Here is a 17,424-nt window from a genome sequence, read left to right as displayed (position 1 = left end):
AAGTAGGATTGCATTAGCTTGTTTTTATATAGTTCACAGTGTAATAGGATAGTAGTATAATAATATTACATATAAAATTTAATTGTATGGAGGACAAAAACATTATGAAAACTAAAGCAAAGCATCTTGTGGTTATTTCTGTTGATGCGTTAAATTCACAAGATTTTGATTTTATAAAAAAACTACCTAATTTTTCAAAAATAATAAATACGGGCTCTTATGTTAGAAATGTTACGGGGATATATCCATCCACTACTTATCCGGCACATACATCTATAATTACGGGGACATATCCTGAAAGACATGGTATATTTAACAATGAAAGAATGGAAATTGGAGTAAGGAAGCAGCATTGGTACTGGCAAAAAAAATATATTAAGGTTCCAACTTTAGTCGATATTGCAATTGAAAATAATATGAAGGTTGGTAATATATTTTGGCCGGTTATGGCGAAATCTAATATTCAATATAATTGTCCTGAAATTTGGAATGTAAAAAAGTATGGAAGTCATATTATAACTTCTCTTATGAATGGTACACCTTTATTTATAATAAGTCTTGGTTTAAGATTTGGAAAGATATTAAACAAGATAAATCAGTTTAATTTAGACAATTTTGCGTGTGCGTGTGCATGCTATACTATAAGAAAAAAGAGAACTAATTTAACATTAGTACATTTAAATGAAATAGATTATACAAGGCATAAATACGGATTTGCATCTAATGAGGTATATGAAGCTTTAAAACATGAAGATGAGCGGATTGGTAAAATAATAGAAGCTTCAAAAAAAGCTAATATATATGAAGATACAGCTTTTATTGTTTTAGGAGATCATGGGTTTTCAGATGTGGATTATAAAATTTGCATTAATACTGCATTTGCTCAAAAAGGACTTATAAAACTAAATAAAAAAGGCAAAATAATTAATTGTAAGGCATATTCGAATTATTGTGATGGTTCAAATCAAGTAAAAGTAATGGGTAATAAGAATAAAGATAAAGTTTTAAAACTTTTGATGGATATGAAAGAAAGTGGAAAATACGGTATAAAGGCTGTATATACTAAAGTGCAAGCTCTTAAAAAGAGAGTTAAAGGTGATTTCGATTTTATGCTAGAGGCAGAAGATGGATATTATTTTGATAATAATTGGAATGAAAAAGATGTTGTTGTTAAGATAAAAAAGTCAAAAGCAAGGGTAAACGAATTTGGATATTATGCTGCAACTCATGGATATGATCCATTAAAAGATAATTACAAGTCGTTTTTTGCAGCCGCAGGATGTGGAATAAAAAAAGGATTTAGGCTAGAATCAGCTAAGCTTGTTGATGAGGGTCCTACTATGGCGGCAATTCTTGGACTTCAAATGAAAAATGTAGATGGAAGAGTGTTAAGCGATATTTTAATATAATTGATAAAATTTTTTAGTGTTTTTATAATTTGGAGTTTAGTCTTATGATTTTTATTTAATGTTTCGAAATACTATTACTTAACAATATTCATAAACTATCAATTGGGGTTAAAAAATTTTGTTGTATTCACAATAAAATTTTTGTATTATAATTAATATTGTATATTTATAATTAAGGAGGCTATTTTATGAAAGCTATTATTACAGTTATAGGAAAAGACAAAGTTGGTATCATTGCAGGAGTAAGTTCAATTCTCGCAGAAATGAAAGTTAATATCCTTGATATAAGTCAAACTATAATGCAAGAATATTTTACTATGATAATGCTTACAGATTTGTCCTGTTCAACTGTTCCTTTTGATAAAGTTAAAGGTGAACTTGATGAGAAAGGTAAAAAACTTGGGGTTTCAATAAAAATACAGGATGAGGGTATATTTAACTCAATGAACAGGGTGTAAAGGAGATTGAAAATCAATGAATACGAATGAAATTATGCGTACAATAAAAATGATTGGGGAGCAGAATCTGGATATACGTACGATAACTATGGGGATATCTTTAAGAGACTGCTCTAGTTTTAATGGAAAAGAGTCCAGAAAAAGGATTTATGATAAAATAACTAAATATGCTGAAAACCTTGTAAAAGTAGGAGAAGAAATAGAAAGAGATTATGGTATTCCGATAATTAATAAAAGAATATCTGTAACTCCTATTTCAATAGTAGCAGAATCATCTGATGATAAAGATTATGTTGAATATGCTAAAACATTAGATAAGGCAGCAAAAGCCGTTGGGGTCAATCTTATAGGTGGATTTTCTGCACTTGTACATAAAGGATGTACTAAAGGTGATAAGATTTTGTTAGCATCTATTCCTGAAGCTTTAAATAGTACAGATATTGTTTGTTCGTCTGTAAATGTTGGGAGTACTAAAACAGGAATCAACATGAATGCTGTCAAACAAATGGGACATATAATAAAGGATATTGCAAATTTATCTGCTTCAACTAATGGACTAAACTGCATGAAGCTTGTAGTATTTGCCAATGCTATAGAGGATAATCCTTTTATGGCAGGTGCATTTCATGGCATAGGAGAAGCAGAATGCGTAATAAATGTTGGAATAAGTGGACCAGGAGTTGTTAAGGCGGCACTTGAGAATGTAAAAGGTGAACCATTTGATGTAGTTGCTGAAACGATAAAGAAAACTGCTTTTAGAATTACTAGGGCAGGTCAGCTTGTGGCAAGAGAAGCTTCTAAAAAATTAAATGTTCCTTTTGGAATAATAGATTTATCACTTGCACCGACACCAGCAGTTGGAGATAGTGTTGCGAGAATAATAGAAGAAATGGGAGTTGAAACTTGCGGTGCACCTGGAACAACAGCAGCACTTGCAATGTTAAATGATGCTGTTAAAAAAGGTGGAATAATGGCTGCTTCTCATGTTGGAGGACTTAGTGGTGCTTTTATACCTGTAAGTGAAGATGAAGGTATGATAGCTGCTGTAGAAAGTGGAGCACTTAACCTAGAAAAACTTGAAGCTATGACATGTGTATGCTCTGTTGGACTTGACATGATAGCAGTACCTGGAGATACGCCTGCTGAAACTATTTCAGGAATAATTGCCGATGAAGCTGCAATAGGAGTCGTAAATAATAAGACTACAGCAGTTCGTATAATTCCTGCAATAGGTATGGGAGTAGGAGATAGTGTTGAGTTTGGGGGCCTTTTTGGAAGAGCACCTGTAATGCCTGTAAGTAAATTTTCTTCAGCTGATTTTATTAATAGAGGTGGAAGAATTCCATCACCAATACATAGTTTTAAAAACTAGTGTTGAAAAAGTTGCATTAATAGGAAAATTAGTGCAGCTTTTTTAAATGATATTCAAACATAAATAAATAAAGAATAAATATTCTAATAATTAGGTTTACATATAGTTATGAAAGTAATATCAGAGGATTTAGTGTAATATTAAAAATATCAAATACAATAAAGGCTTAAAAAAGATAGAAAATAAAGTTCATAGCGATTAGAAATTAAATTACAATCCAATATGTATATTTTAAAATTTTGATATAATAATTTACCTAATGTATAATAAGCAAAGTACAATATATAGTATATTGGAGGGTAATTATATGCTAAATGTAGTAAAAAGAGATGGTAGGCAAGTAATATTTGACTCTAGCAAGATATTCAATGCCATAAAGGGAGCAGCAGAAGAAATAGGCTTTGGTATTAAAGAGAGCGATATTCTTGAATTAACTCAAAAAGTTATGGGTAGACTTGAAGAATTAAAATTAAAAAAGGTTACAGTAGAGGAAGTACAAAATATAGTAGAGAAAGTCCTTCTTGAAAATGGAAATAAAGAAATAGGAATGGCTTATTGTGCTTATAGAAAAGAAAGAACTAAGGTAAGAGAGATAAAATCAAACCTTATGAAGGTTATAGAGAAAATAGGAATAGAAACTGATAGAGATAATGCTAATGTTGGAAATAACTATAGTTCTAAACTTCTTAGAATAGCAAGTGAATCTAATAAGTGGCATAATCTTGCTGCTATGCCTAAAAAAATATCAAGGGCACATGAAAATGGAGATATATATTTACATGATCTTGATAGTTATAATTTAAGTATAAATTGTCTCCACATTCCAACTAAAGAAGTTCTACAAAAAGGATTTAATACAGGATATGGATACATAAGACCGCCGAAGAGAATAGAGTCAGCGGCAGAACTTTCATGCATACTTTTGCAGTCAACGCAAAATGATATGTTTGGAGGTCAAGCTCACCCGGATTTCGATAATGATATGGGTGAATTTATAGAACCTACAAGGGAACAAATACGTGATGAATATAGAGAACTAGGTGTTGATCCAAGTAGGATAGAAGAATTCACTGAGAAAAAATTAATGAAGATTATTGCACAGTCTATGCAGGGTATAGTATATAATTTAAATACTATGCATAGTAGGGCAGGTTCACAGGTACCTTTTTCATCTATAAATATTGGAATTCCAAGATCTAAGGATGCAGCACTTGTATGTGAGATATTTTTAAAGGAGTATGAAAAAGGACTTGGAAATGGTGAACAGCCAATTTTCCCTAATATAATTTTTAGGGTTAAAAAAGGTGTAAATAGGGAAAAGGATGATCCTTATTTTTACTTGTTTAGATTAGCATGTAGAGTTGCAGCTAAGAGGATGAATCCTACTTTTATGAATATAGATGCTGATTTTAATAAGGAATATTATGATAAAGGATACCTTCCAGCAACTATGGGATGCAGAACTTATATAATGTCTAACATTAATGGAGAACCTGGAGTTAAAGGAAGAGGAAATATAGCACCAACTACAATTAACCTTCCTAGAATAGGTATTCTTGCAAAGGGAAATATAGATAAGTTTTTTGAGCTATTAGATTCAAGACTTGAGATTGCAAAAGAAAGTTTGCTTGATAGATATAATGTGCTTAAAAAACTAAGGGTTAAGGATTTGCCATTTGTAATAGGTCAAAATCTTATGAAAGGTTCTGAAGGTTTGAAGTCTGACGATTCAATAGAGCCGATTCTTAAACAAGGATCATGGGCAATTGGATTTATAGGACTTGCTGAAACACTTGTAGCACTTACAGGACATCATCATGGTGAAACTGCGGAGGCAAGGGAGCTCGGCGTTAAGATAGTTACGTATATTAGGAATTATCTTGACAACTTAAAGAAAGAGATACGTCTTAATTGGAGCTGTTATGCTACACCGGCAGAAGGATTATCTGGAAAGTTTATTGTGAAAGATAAGGCAATTTTTGGTGAGATACCTGGTGTTACGGATAAGGATTACTACACTAATAGTTATCATATACCAGTTGGTTTCAATATTTCTATTAAGGATAAGATAAATATAGAGGCACCTTATCATAAGTTATGTAACGGAGGCCATATATCTTATATAGAGCTTGATGGTTATGGTGATGAGGAAACTATAATGAATATAGTTAAGTACGCTTATGAAAAAACTAATATAAGTTATATAGGAATAAATTTTCATATAAGATATTGCAAACATTGTGGAGAGTATTTAGAAACATCTGAAGCAAAATGTCCGAAATGCGGAAGCTATGATATTCAAGGTATATCAAGAGTTACAGGATATTTGAGCTTAGATGAAAGATTCGGTGTAGGAAAGTCAGCTGAGAGGGCTGATAGAACAGCTCAAGGAACAGGGAAACACTGCTACAAGTAATAGTATTTTGAAACATTAAATAAAACTCATAAGACTAAGCTTCAAATTATAAAAATACTAAGAAATTTTAATAACTCGCTGAAGAAAAGCTCAAACAAATTAAAATTTCTAAGTCTTTTTATAATTTGAATCAAGTCTTATTGAATTTTATTTAAATTGTTCCCAAAATACTATTACTTTGCTTAGAATAAAGGCAAGGTGAATTTTTCTCCGCTTCCCTACGAAAAATAATATAGGCATTAAGCTAAATCAGTTATTTAAATTTTGTAAGCTTCGTAGAATTATTGAAAGTTTACTTGTCTAAATAGCGATTTACTAATCTAATTTATATAATTTATGCCTAAAATTCCGTAGGCACGGAGGAATTTTTTTAAAATGTTACAAATCAATGTTAATTTGCAATATTTATAAATTATTAATTATTACGGAAACAACTTATATGTTTTTAGTTTTAGTAGGGAGAGGTTTAAATGAACTTAAGGGTTGCTGGATTTTTAGATAATTCAATGGTGAATGGCGAAGGTATGAGATCAGTATTATTTTTATCTGGTTGTAGGCGAAGATGTCCAGGATGCCAAAATGAAGCTATGCAGGATTTTAAATATGGGGAAGACATTTCGGTTATGGAAGTGCTAGAGAGAATAAAAGATAATATGCCTATTATAAAGGGTGTTACATTTTCCGGAGGAGATCCATTAGAACAGGCTGAAAATTTAATTGAGCTTTCAAAAGAAATAAAAAAGCTTGGGCTTAATATATGGTCATATACAGGGTATACCCATGAACAGATTTTAGAGGAAAGTGACCCCAATAAGCTTGAACTACTTAAGTACATAGATGTTCTTGTAGATGGTGAATTTAAGCAAGATTTAATGGAAAATGCACCCAAGTATGCGGGTTCAAGCAATCAAAGGGTTATAAGGTTAAAATAAAAACTACTTAAGGGAAAGCATTTTAACCTTATTTTTTTTATCAAAATTATTATCTACAGTAAATACATTACTTGGTAGGCGTTCTGCATTTTGCATCTCTATTATAAACTTTTCAGCACCTTCTAAAGGAAGAATGGTGAAAGTAGTTTTATAATGCATTGGCAGTATTATACTACTGTTTATTTTTTTACATAATATAGCGGCTTCCTTTCCATCAATTGTAAAGTTGCCTCCAACAGGAATCATGAGTATATCAATATTACCTAAAGATTCTATCTCAGAAGATGATAATATATAACCTATATCTCCAAGATGGCATATTCTTGTACCGTCTATATCAAATAAAAAAATTGTATTTTTGCCACGGGCAGCACCTTTTACGTTATCGTGAAAAGATGGCAGCCCTTTTATTTTAATATTTTTGATTTCATAAGTTCCAGGCTTATCTATTATTGCAGGGGAATTGGTAACACAGTCAGTATAGTCGTGATCAAAATGATGATGACTTACAGTTACTATATCAGCTTCACCTTTAAATGGAGTGTAACCTATAGAATCATCAAAAGGATCTAATAAAATTTTTATATTGTTATCAGTTTCAATTAAAAAGCATGATTGACCAAACCAGGTAATCTTCAATAATATCACCACTTTCTTATTTATTATTTTACACTTATTTAAAGTAATTATAGTATTAGTATGTAAAGTTTTCAATATATTTAATTATAGATTATTTTATTAATGTATATTAATGGTATAATTAAAAGAAAAATAATGATAATGGGAAAAGCTCAAATCCAAGGTGTAATAAGGAGGAAATAAATTGAAAAAAATCACAAAGGCCAATATATTTTTTTTGGTTTTAATAATTATGCAGTTATTAGGTAGTGCAGTTATACAGGTAGTCAAAGCTAATTTTAAGTTTAATTTTCCTAGTGCACTTGTCATTTCGCAGATAATACTTTTGGTGATACCTAATATAATCTATATTTTAGTGACTAGACAATCATTTAAAAAAACTTTGAGAATTAATTCAATCAACATAAAAAGCGTTGGTATTGTAGTACTTATAGCAATATTCTTTTTGCCAATTGCATCTTTTTTAGCAAATTTAACGGGGCTAGTATTTAAAAATAATGTAGAGACTGTAATAGGATACATGAAAGGTACACCTTTAATAATAATGGTTATTGTGCTTGCTATAGTTCCTGCACTCTGTGAAGAATTTCTTGTTAGAGGTTCTATTTTATCTGGATATAGAAGTATTTCGATAAAAAAGGCAGCATTAATAAATGGTTTTTTGTTTGGGGTACTTCATCTTAATCCACCTCAATTTTTATATACTTTTGCCTTAGGTATAATACTTTCATATCTTGTATATTCATGTGATTCCATATTTGCATCCATGACTGCTCATTTTACTTTTAACAGTTTTAGTGCAGTTGGATCGTGGTATTCAATGAAGTATGGTATACAGAATACAGGAAAAAGTATAAGAGATTTATCTACGAATGGCAAAATAGTAACATTGCTTATAGGAGCTATTTTAGCAGTAGTTGCTTGTTATATAATAATTGTATTAATTAAACAGCTTATGGATATAAATAAGGATAAAATAAAAGTTGAGCAGCTTGAGGATTTGGAAAAAAAAGAAAATTATACTGCCGAAGATAAGTTTGTATCAGTTATACCCATTGTTTTATCATTAGTGCTTTTTACTGCTTGTGTTTATCAAAATTTGCATAAGATAATGTAATGTGCAGATAAATTTAAAGTATGATATAATATTTCAAGAATACTCGCTTAGAAAGGTAGGATATATAGTATGAGTAGAATGTTTGGAACTGATGGAGTAAGAGGAATAGCAAATAAGGAACTTACAGCAGAAACTGCATACAAGCTTGGTAGAGCAGGTGCATATGTACTTACAAGTGAAACACACAGACCTAAGATTTTAGTTGGAATGGATACTAGAATTTCAGGGGATATGCTTGAAGCTGCTCTTGTTTCGGGAATACTTTCAGTTGGTGCAGAAGCAGTTTGTGTTGGTATAATACCTACTCCTGCAGTTGCATATTTAACTAGGAAATATAATGCGGATGCTGGTGTAGTAATATCTGCGTCACACAATCCTGTAGAGTATAATGGAATAAAGTTTTTTAATGGTGATGGATACAAACTATCGGATGCACTTGAAGATAAAATTCAAGAAGTTATTGAGAGCAATTTTAAAGGGGTGCCTCTTCCAACTGGAGAGTGTATTGGAAAGAAGATTGTTGAAAATTCTGCTGTGGATGATTATGTTGAATTTGCAGAGAGTACTGTAGATATTAGCTTAAAAGGATTAAGGGTAGCCCTTGATTGTGCGAACGGAGCATCTTATAAGTGTGCAGTAAAGACATTTAGAGAATTGGGAGCTCATGTTAGAGTTATAAATAATGATCCCGATGGTATAAATATAAATAACAAGTGTGGTTCTACACATCCAGAAGAGTTAATGGATTATGTTGTTAGAAGAAAATATGATTTAGGTCTTGCTTTTGATGGAGATGCTGATAGATGCCTTGCTGTTGATGAAAAGGGAAATCTAATAGATGGCGATTTTATAATGGCTATATGTGGAAAGTACATGCAAGAGAATAATAAACTTGATAAAGATGCTGTAGTTGTTACTGTTATGAGTAATATGGGACTTTTCTTAGCACTTGACAAAGTAAATATTAAAACTGTTAAGACAAGAGTTGGGGATAGATATGTTCTTGAAGAAATGCTTAAAAATGGTTATAAACTTGGAGGAGAACAATCTGGACATATTATATTCTTAGATTATAATACAACTGGAGATGGTCTTGTAACTGCCCTTCAGATATGTTCTATAGTTAAGAAAAGCGGTAAAAAGTTATCAGAGCTTGCTTCCATGATGCACAAGCTTCCACAAGTGCTTGCTAATGCAAAGGTTCCAAATTCTAAGAAAGATATATATCTTAATGATAAGGAAATAATGGGTGAAATTAAAAAAATAGAAGATGAACTAGATGGTGTAGGTAGAGTTTTAATAAGACCTTCAGGAACAGAGCCTCTTGTTAGAGTTATGCTTGAAGGTGAAGATCAAGAAAAATTAAATACTCTAGCTCATAATCTTGCACAGCTAATTGAGCGTAAGGCGAACTAATAAAGAGTATAATTAAATTTAAATAATAGAGTGACAAGTTAAGATTAGTTTTTTGTCCAACTCCGAAAAATTTTTAAAATTAATATTATTATGTTTTTAAAACATAATAAGTTATAGAGTTTTCGGTAATGGACGAGTATGAGAAGTCATCATAGAAAACCATCCTAATTTGTCACTGTTTTTTATTTTCATAAAAGTGAATATACTATAATATATTTTAAAATTATTTTTATGGAAGGGAATGTATTATGTATAAAAAATTAGGTTTAAAAGATTGCGCGTCTATACTTATAAAAAGGCTTATTAAAGATGATATATTTGCGTTAGCATCTCAACTTGCGTATAGTCTTTTATTTGCTTTTTTTCCGTTTTTAATATTTTTAATGACACTTGTTGGATTTAGCAGCATCAAAAGTAGTGATGTATTAGTAGTTATAGGAAGACTGGTGCCAGAACAAGTATACAATCTTATAAAGAGCACAATAACAGAGGTAGTGGATACAAGAAATGGTAATTTGCTTTCGTTTAGTTTGATTATAAGTATATGGGCATGTGTTTCTGGGTTTAGTGCTGTTATAAGGGGACTTAATAACTCATATGAGGATAGTGAAAGAAGAAGTTTTTTAAGAGTACAGTTTGTATCATTGATTTTTACTTTTGGACTCATAATAATAATCTTATCTGTAATGCTGCTAATAGTTTTTGGGGATGTTAATGAGGCTATAGTAGTTAGACGTTTTGGAGTTCCTAAATTTTTTGGATATGCAATTTGGGATTTTATAAAATATCTTATTTTAGTTATGACAATGGTATTTACTTTTGCGGAATTATATAGATATACGCCAGCTACAAAACACGATTGGCAGGATGTATTCCCAGGAGCTGTAGTAAGTACTGCGGGTTGGATAATTTCTTCTCTATGTTTTACATATTATGTTAACAATTTTGGAAATTATTCAAAAATATATGGAAGTATAGGAACGGTTATAGTTCTTATGATATGGCTTTTTATAATATCATTTGTAATAATTTTTGGTGGGGAGGTAAATGCTGTTTATTTCGAAATAAAGAATAACGACAAGTATATTTTGTAAAATTATAATAAATTGGCAAAGCTATATGTATTTACATGATGTTCGTTTTAGTGTAAAATTTAAAATTGCAGAATACAATAATAATTTTAGAATAGAGGTAAAGTTGTGAAAAGCTTTTGGTTTAAATTTGTTGTAATATGTCTTATATTTTTGAACATTTTTTTACTATTTGGATGTAGTAAGGAAAGTAAAAATGATAGTAAAAATAAAATTGATAAAGAAAATTCTATTAAACCAAAAGAATTTGTTAGCAATTATTACAATAGTGAGGTTAATAGGGATGAAATTTATTTAAGCAAGTTCTATAATAATCCCAATCAATCAAATACGAAAGAGATGAAGAAAAAGTTTAAAGACTTTGGCATAACGAAAATGGAATTAATTAATGTGTATAATATTAAGTCTTATGATAGATTAAAAGTAATGGTATCAGCTTTTAACGTGTATTTTCAGAATATAAAAAAGCCACGCCCTGATGTAGAAATAATAGTACTTATTTATAAAAATAATTCATGGTATTTTTTAAATGATGCTTCAGTAACTACGGATAAAGAATATGAATGGCTTCAAAATGAGAAAAAGAATCAAGAAGAGTTTATTGTTAAAAACAGAACCATACAGGATATACTTAAAAATAATACAGAATTTGATAATGAAAACAGAGATTATATGAAAATGTGTGAACAGAGATTTCAATCGGATGTGAAATAAATTAAGGCATTAATTTATGTGATAAAAGCAAAAAAATATACAACATTATGACATAGTTCTACAATAATTACGGTGAAAAAATAAATTTAATTATTTGCAAACGAATGCACACAATCATGATATATGAAAAAAAGCACAATTTATAAAGTATTATTTAATTATATAGCAAAGTTTGAAATATAAAAATTTCACTTTCATTTCATATAGTGACACAATTTTTCTGAAAATTATGATAACATGTAATTATAAGGTTGATTGGAGGGTATGATATGGAAGTGATTGAAACTTTAAACAAGGAAGTTACTACAAAGGATAAAATTTATGAGTATGAATATAGGCTCATAAAAGGAAAGTTTTCTATGGTTTATGGATATGAAGTAAACGTAATGCAATCATATGGTATAGAGGTTGAAAGAAAAGATATTATTGACAATAAAGTTGTTAATATTGAGAGAGATAATATAAAAAATATAAGTGTTGATAAGAATAAAGTACATAATTTGATGGAAATTTTATACAATAATATAGTTTCTCCTATACACTTTATAGAAGTCATTGGAGAATACGTTGATCAACTTGTACTGGATTTTGATGTAAACTGCAAATAAGTGGAATAAAAACATATAGGGGTATAAAATTTCATCTTAAACGAAAGTGGAAAATTAGAGGTTTTAGTTAAATGATTTTTTGAGAAATACATTTAATTTAAAATGAAAAACCTTTAATTTTTCACTATTTTTATTCGTAATATAAAAATATTGCGAAGTAATAGTATTTTGAAACATTAAATAAAAATCATAAGATTAAGCTCCAAATTATAAAAATATTAAGGAATTTTAATAACTCGTTGAAAAAAAGTTCAGACAAATTAAAATTTCTAAGTCTTTTTATAATTTGAAGCAAGTCTTATTGACTTTTATTTAAATCGTTCCCAAAATACTATTACTTCGCTTAAAATAAAAGCAAGGTAAATTTTTCTCTGCTTTTCTGCGAAAAATAATATATATATTAAACTAAATCGGTTATTTAAATTTTGCAAGCTTCGTAAGAATAGTATAATAAAATGTATACTTAATATTTTTATTTTTGATAAGAGGTGTAGTCATGATTAAAGGAGTAGGTGTTGATATTATAGAAATAAATAGAGTAAGGAAAGCCGTACAAAGAAATAATAATTTTATTAAAAAATTATTTAGTGATAAAGAGATAGAATTTGCGAAGAAGGAAAAGTTGAGGGATGAATATTTAGCTGGAAGATTTTCAGCAAAAGAAGCGGTCTCAAAAGCTTTAGGTACTGGGTTTAGGGGATTTGAATTTAAAAATATAGAAATTTATAAAGATGATTTAGGAAAGCCTATAGTTGTATTAAGTGGAAAAGCAAAAAATATTGCTGAAAAGATGGGAAAATATCAAATTCAGCTCAGTATTTCACATGATAGAGATAAAGCTATTGCCTACGCGGTTATGGAGGTATTTTAATATGCGATTAGGTACTTCAAAAATTATGAACAATATTGATAAATTTTGTATTGAAACTTTAGGAATATCAGGAGTCATTCTTATGGAAAATGCTGCACTTAAGGTAGTAAGTAGCATAAGTAAAGATTATGATAATGTTGTTATAGTATGTGGCACAGGAAATAATGGTGGAGATGGAATGGTGTGTGCAAGGCATTTCAAGGCAAAAGGTAAAAAGATAAGGGTATTTTATGTTGGAAATATAGAAAAAATGAGCCATGATTGTAAAATTAATTACAACATACTTATAAATATGGGAATAAATGTAACGAAAATAAATAGTGAGGATGATACAAAAGAATTTATAACTTATATAAAAGAAGCAGACATTGTTGTAGATGCTGTATTTGGTACTGGTCTCAATAGACAAGTTAAAGGTATATATAGCAAAGTAATTTCATGCATAAACGAAGAAGCAAAGTACATTGTAGCTGTAGATGTGCCATCAGGGATGAATGGTGATACTGGAGCTATAATGGGAAATTGCATAAAGGCTAATAAGACTATTTCTTTTGAGATGTATAAAAAAGGTTTTTTAAGCTACAACAATGAACAGTATACAGGTGAAATAGTAATAGAGAATATAGGAGTACCTGAATCTATATTAGACAAATTTCACGAAGATGAGTATATAACGGACGAAGAAATGATTTTAAATAATATAAGAGTAAGGGGGAGGTATGAACATAAAGGCAACTTTGGAAGAGTTACTATATTTGCAGGTTCAAATGGTTATTCTGGCGCAGCTTATATTGCCACAGAAGCTGCTGTAAAATGCGGTTCAGGGCTTGTGACTTTGTGCACAGCAGAAGAATTGCAGGCAATATTAAGTAGCAAATTAGTGGAAGCTATGACTGTATCAGTTGATAACAAGAATAGGATTGAAGAACTTATCAGTAAAAGTGATGCTGTAGCTGTAGGACCTGGAATGGGAAACACCAAAGAAACCTTTAAAACACTTGAAAGTATCATATCGAAAGTTTCATGTCCTATTGTAATTGATGCAGATGGATTAAATGTTCTTAAAGATAAACTTAACATATTGAAGCTCAAAAAAAATAAAATAATACTTACTCCGCATCCAGGCGAGTTTTCTAGAATTTCAGGCATTACGGTTAAAGATATTGAACAAGATAGAATAAATATTTCTAAAAAGTTTGCAAGGGAAAATGATGTTATATTGGTTTTGAAAGGATACCATACGGTAGTAACGGATGGTGAAAGTGTATATGTGAATTCTACAGGAAATAGTGCTATGGCTTCAGGGGGAATGGGCGATTGTCTTACTGGAATGATAGTATCATTAATCGGACAAGGCTATTCACCAATTATGGCAGCTGTATGTGGAACTTTTATCCACGGTTATTGTGGAGACATTTTATCTGAAAAAATGTCTAATGTAACTGCATCTGATATTATTTACGCAATACCTTATTGTATAAAAAATATTTATAATAAAATTCATAAGTTGTGAATATTAATTAAGTAATAGAAATTTTAAGGGGAATTGCATGAATAAAAACAAAAAAATACTCATCCCTATAATCATTGCTGTTACTGTGACACTTTTAATAGCTTTTTTTATGGCTTACTACTTTATGAATAAGAAAGAAGAAAAAGATGTTGCTGAGTATTTAAAGGGGTTAAAAAGCTACACTTGTAGTATAGATATAGAAGTGAAAAATAGTAAGCAGCGCATTAGTTATACGGGAAAACAAATGTATAAATTAGGTAAGGGGTACAGGCTAGAATTAAATAAGAAAAAAAGAATTATGATATACAAAGAAAATAAGATATATGTTTATGATGCAGAGAACAATAAGTCATATATTCTTCCTTTAAAATTTGATGATGTATATAATATGAGCTTTGTGGGTGAATATATTGGCATGCTATATACAAATGAGAACATAAATTACTCTATAAAGAATATAAATGGAGTAGATTATGTCCTGATTAAGATATCAATACCAAATCAAAATAAGAATATGAATTATGCTGTACTTTATGTAGATTTAAAGGGTAAGTTTCCGACTGAACTTAGGATATATGATATAAAAAATGAGGAAAAATTGAAAATAAAATATGAAGAGTTTCAGCCAAATGTTCAAATGGATGAAAAGATATTTGAACCAGTTAAGATGTAAATATAATTGTGAGTGGTTCTTGATATAAACATTTATTTTATGTATCATTTGTAGAAGTATAAGTTTTTAATTTTATAGTTTATATATTGTAATATTTGTTTTTAGTAGATTTATTAGGATGGTGGTAAAAATGTTTAGACATATAAGACCTGTATGGGCTGAAATAAATTTAGATAATCTTGCATATAATATGCAACAAATAAGAAAGTGTTCAAAAAGTGATGAAATAATAGGGGTAGTTAAAGCGGATGCATATGGCCATGGAGCAGTTGATGTAGCACCAGTTCTTCTGCAAAATGGAGCAAATCGTCTTGCTGTTGCTGTTATAAGTGAAGCTGTTGAACTTAGAAAAGCTGGTATTGAATGTCCTATAATGATTTTAGGATATACTCCTATTAGCTTAGTTGATAGTATTATAAAATACAATATAGAACAAACTGTTTTCTCCTATGAATATGCAGCAAAATTATCTCAAGCAGCTAGGGAAAATAATATAAAGCTTAGAGTTCATATAGCACTTGATACAGGAATGGGGAGAATAGGATTTTTACCTAATGATGATAGTGTAAATGAAGTGGTTAAAATAAGTAAGCTATCTAATATAGAGATAGAAGGATTATTTTCACATTTCTCAACATCGGATGAAAAGAATAAAGAATATACTTACACCCAATTTGAAAAATTTAATTGGTTTTATGATGAGCTTAGAAAGAATAATGTGAAAATTAATATAAGACATATAGCTAATAGTGCTGCAATAATGGAACTACCTAAAACACATTATGAAGCATCAAGACCAGGGATTATATTATATGGATATTATCCATCAGATGAAGTTGATAAAAATAAGCTTAAATTAAAACCTATTATGACCCTTAAAACCAATGTAGTTCACATAAAGAAAATGTTACCAGGGCAATATGTTAGTTATGGTAGAAAATTTAAGTGTGAAAGGGAAAGTGTTATAGCTACACTTCCAGTTGGTTATGCAGATGGTTATACGCGAATGCTCTCTGGCAAAGCTAAGGTAATAATAAATGGTAAGTTTGCACCAGTTGTTGGCAGGATATGTATGGATCAATGCATGATTGATATTACTGATATCCCAGGAGTTAAAGTTGGAGACGAGGTCGTAATTATGGGAGAAAGTGATGGAAAAAAATTTACAGCTGATGATATTGCAGAGATTATAGGAACAATAAATTATGAAGTTATTTGTATGATAAGTAAAAGAGTACCACGTGTTTATATAAAAAATAAGAACGTTGTAAAAATAAGGAATTACGTGTAGCAAATTTTATAAAAAAGAATTGAAGTTTTGACGAATCCTTTGACATATTGACACTTGTTGAATTATAATCAGTATATACATATATTCGTTATAGTTGATAGGAGGTATTAATTTTTGTATGTCAAGTTCAAAGAGATTAGTTGTCAACCTCTCAGAAAAACTTTATGACGAGTTTAATAAAGCTCTCAAGGAAGATTGCAAAAAAAGAAGTGAATTTATTAGAGAAGCTATAATACTATATATAGAGGAGAGAAAAAAACTTCAACAGATGGAACTTATAAAAAGAGGATATAAAGAAATGACTGAAATAAATATGGAAATTTGTGAGCTCGGTTTTTCCTCTGATTTGGAAGATTTAAATCAATATGAAGTTATGCTATCGGAGAGTGATTTGCTTGATGACAATAGTAGTAAAAAGAGGAGATATATTTTATGCTGATTTGAGTCCAGTAGTTGGCTCTGAACAAGGAGGAATAAGACCTGTTATAATTATTCAAAATGAGATGGGTAATAAATACAGTCCCACAGTAATTGTTGCAGCAATTACTTCGCAGATAAATAAAGCAAAACTCCCAACACATGTGGAAATTTCGTCAGAAGATTATGGTTTGAATAAGGATTCAGTTGTTTTGCTTGAACAGATAAGAACTTTGGATAAGAGAAGACTTAAGGAAAAAATAGGTCATATGACGGATACTGATATGAAAAAAGTGGACGAAGCGCTTTTAATCAGTATAGGTCTTCAGAGCATGTTTGAAAGTGCGTAGATTAAATGGCACATTAGTTTTTGTTTCAATTACTGGATATTAAGTGATAAATAAATAAGCACTATTCTTATTGAATAGTGCTTTATCTTTGTGATATTATATGTGAAGCAATAGTGTTCTATAATTAGATTTTGGAG

Annotated in this window: 17 protein-coding genes; 16 read left to right on the top strand and 1 reads right to left on the bottom strand. The window is 30.0% G+C overall.

Annotation, left to right across the window (positions count from 1 at the left end):
- Nucleotides 1-104 precede the first annotated feature (104 nt).
- From BEE63_RS07325 to nrdG, 5 genes are all read left to right on the top strand, one after another.
- Nucleotides 105-1,409, top strand: a complete 1,305-nt coding sequence (locus BEE63_RS07325; RefSeq protein WP_066020764.1) for an ectonucleotide pyrophosphatase/phosphodiesterase — start codon at nt 105-107, stop codon at nt 1,407-1,409.
- Between the two features lie 188 nt (nt 1,410-1,597).
- Nucleotides 1,598-1,867 carry an ACT domain-containing protein gene (locus tag BEE63_RS07320; RefSeq protein ID WP_066020763.1) on the top strand — a complete coding sequence of 90 codons (270 nt, stop codon included), beginning with the start codon at nt 1,598-1,600 and terminating at the stop codon, nt 1,865-1,867.
- Nucleotides 1,868-1,883: 16 nt separating this feature from the next.
- The gene (locus BEE63_RS07315; RefSeq protein WP_066020762.1) at nt 1,884-3,239 is read left to right on the top strand and encodes a PFL family protein; all 1,356 of its coding nucleotides are present in this window, start codon (nt 1,884-1,886) and stop codon (nt 3,237-3,239) included.
- Nucleotides 3,240-3,546: 307 nt separating this feature from the next.
- On the top strand, nt 3,547-5,655 hold the full coding sequence (gene nrdD, locus BEE63_RS07310) for an anaerobic ribonucleoside-triphosphate reductase (RefSeq protein WP_066020761.1): 2,109 nt from the start codon (nt 3,547-3,549) through the stop codon (nt 5,653-5,655).
- A gap of 470 nt (nt 5,656-6,125) precedes the next feature.
- Nucleotides 6,126-6,587: an anaerobic ribonucleoside-triphosphate reductase activating protein gene (gene nrdG / locus BEE63_RS07305; RefSeq protein WP_066020760.1), complete on the top strand. Its 462-nt coding sequence runs from the start codon at nt 6,126-6,128 to the stop codon at nt 6,585-6,587.
- 3 nt (nt 6,588-6,590) lie between these two features.
- On the opposite strand, the gene BEE63_RS07300 is transcribed toward nrdG, so the two are convergent.
- Nucleotides 6,591-7,226: an MBL fold metallo-hydrolase gene (locus BEE63_RS07300; RefSeq protein WP_066020759.1), complete on the bottom strand. Its 636-nt coding sequence runs from the start codon at nt 7,224-7,226 to the stop codon at nt 6,591-6,593.
- 184 nt (nt 7,227-7,410) lie between these two features.
- Between BEE63_RS07300 and BEE63_RS07295 the strand changes: the two genes are divergently transcribed.
- From BEE63_RS07295 to BEE63_RS07245, 11 genes are all read left to right on the top strand, one after another.
- Complete coding sequence (locus tag BEE63_RS07295; protein ID WP_066020758.1) at nt 7,411-8,343, top strand: CPBP family intramembrane glutamic endopeptidase; 933 nt, start codon at nt 7,411-7,413, stop codon at nt 8,341-8,343.
- A gap of 69 nt (nt 8,344-8,412) precedes the next feature.
- On the top strand, nt 8,413-9,759 hold the full coding sequence (gene glmM / locus BEE63_RS07290; protein WP_066020757.1) for a phosphoglucosamine mutase: 1,347 nt from the start codon (nt 8,413-8,415) through the stop codon (nt 9,757-9,759).
- A gap of 248 nt (nt 9,760-10,007) precedes the next feature.
- Complete coding sequence (locus BEE63_RS07285) at nt 10,008-10,853, top strand: YihY/virulence factor BrkB family protein (protein WP_066020756.1); 846 nt, start codon at nt 10,008-10,010, stop codon at nt 10,851-10,853.
- Nucleotides 10,854-10,958: 105 nt separating this feature from the next.
- Nucleotides 10,959-11,564 (top strand): hypothetical protein, encoded by a 606-nt coding sequence (locus BEE63_RS07280; RefSeq protein ID WP_066020755.1) that lies wholly within the window; start codon nt 10,959-10,961, stop codon nt 11,562-11,564.
- Between the two features lie 269 nt (nt 11,565-11,833).
- Nucleotides 11,834-12,172, top strand: coding sequence for a DUF6514 family protein (locus BEE63_RS07275; protein ID WP_066020754.1), 339 nt, complete (start codon nt 11,834-11,836; stop codon nt 12,170-12,172).
- A gap of 496 nt (nt 12,173-12,668) precedes the next feature.
- Nucleotides 12,669-13,043 (top strand): holo-ACP synthase, encoded by a 375-nt coding sequence (locus tag BEE63_RS07270; protein WP_066020753.1) that lies wholly within the window; start codon nt 12,669-12,671, stop codon nt 13,041-13,043.
- Between the two features lies 1 nt (nt 13,044).
- Nucleotides 13,045-14,556 (top strand): bifunctional ADP-dependent NAD(P)H-hydrate dehydratase/NAD(P)H-hydrate epimerase, encoded by a 1,512-nt coding sequence (locus BEE63_RS07265; RefSeq protein ID WP_066020752.1) that lies wholly within the window; start codon nt 13,045-13,047, stop codon nt 14,554-14,556.
- 37 nt (nt 14,557-14,593) lie between these two features.
- Nucleotides 14,594-15,229, top strand: a complete 636-nt coding sequence (locus BEE63_RS07260; protein WP_066020751.1) for a germination lipoprotein GerS-related protein — start codon at nt 14,594-14,596, stop codon at nt 15,227-15,229.
- 130 nt (nt 15,230-15,359) lie between these two features.
- Nucleotides 15,360-16,520, top strand: coding sequence for an alanine racemase (gene alr, locus BEE63_RS07255; protein ID WP_066020750.1), 1,161 nt, complete (start codon nt 15,360-15,362; stop codon nt 16,518-16,520).
- Between the two features lie 118 nt (nt 16,521-16,638).
- Nucleotides 16,639-16,959: a CopG family ribbon-helix-helix protein gene (locus BEE63_RS07250; RefSeq protein WP_066020749.1), complete on the top strand. Its 321-nt coding sequence runs from the start codon at nt 16,639-16,641 to the stop codon at nt 16,957-16,959.
- Nucleotides 16,919-17,287 (top strand): type II toxin-antitoxin system PemK/MazF family toxin, encoded by a 369-nt coding sequence (locus tag BEE63_RS07245; protein WP_066020748.1) that lies wholly within the window; start codon nt 16,919-16,921, stop codon nt 17,285-17,287. Before BEE63_RS07250 ends, BEE63_RS07245 begins: the two co-directional genes overlap by 41 nt.
- Nucleotides 17,288-17,424: the final 137 nt, after the last annotated feature.

This window comes from Clostridium pasteurianum (assembly GCF_001705235.1).
Classification (GTDB): domain Bacteria; phylum Bacillota; class Clostridia; order Clostridiales; family Clostridiaceae; genus Clostridium_S; species Clostridium_S pasteurianum_A.
The sequence above is the reverse complement of the archived record's forward strand: the minus strand, read 5'-3'. Positions and strand labels throughout refer to the sequence as shown.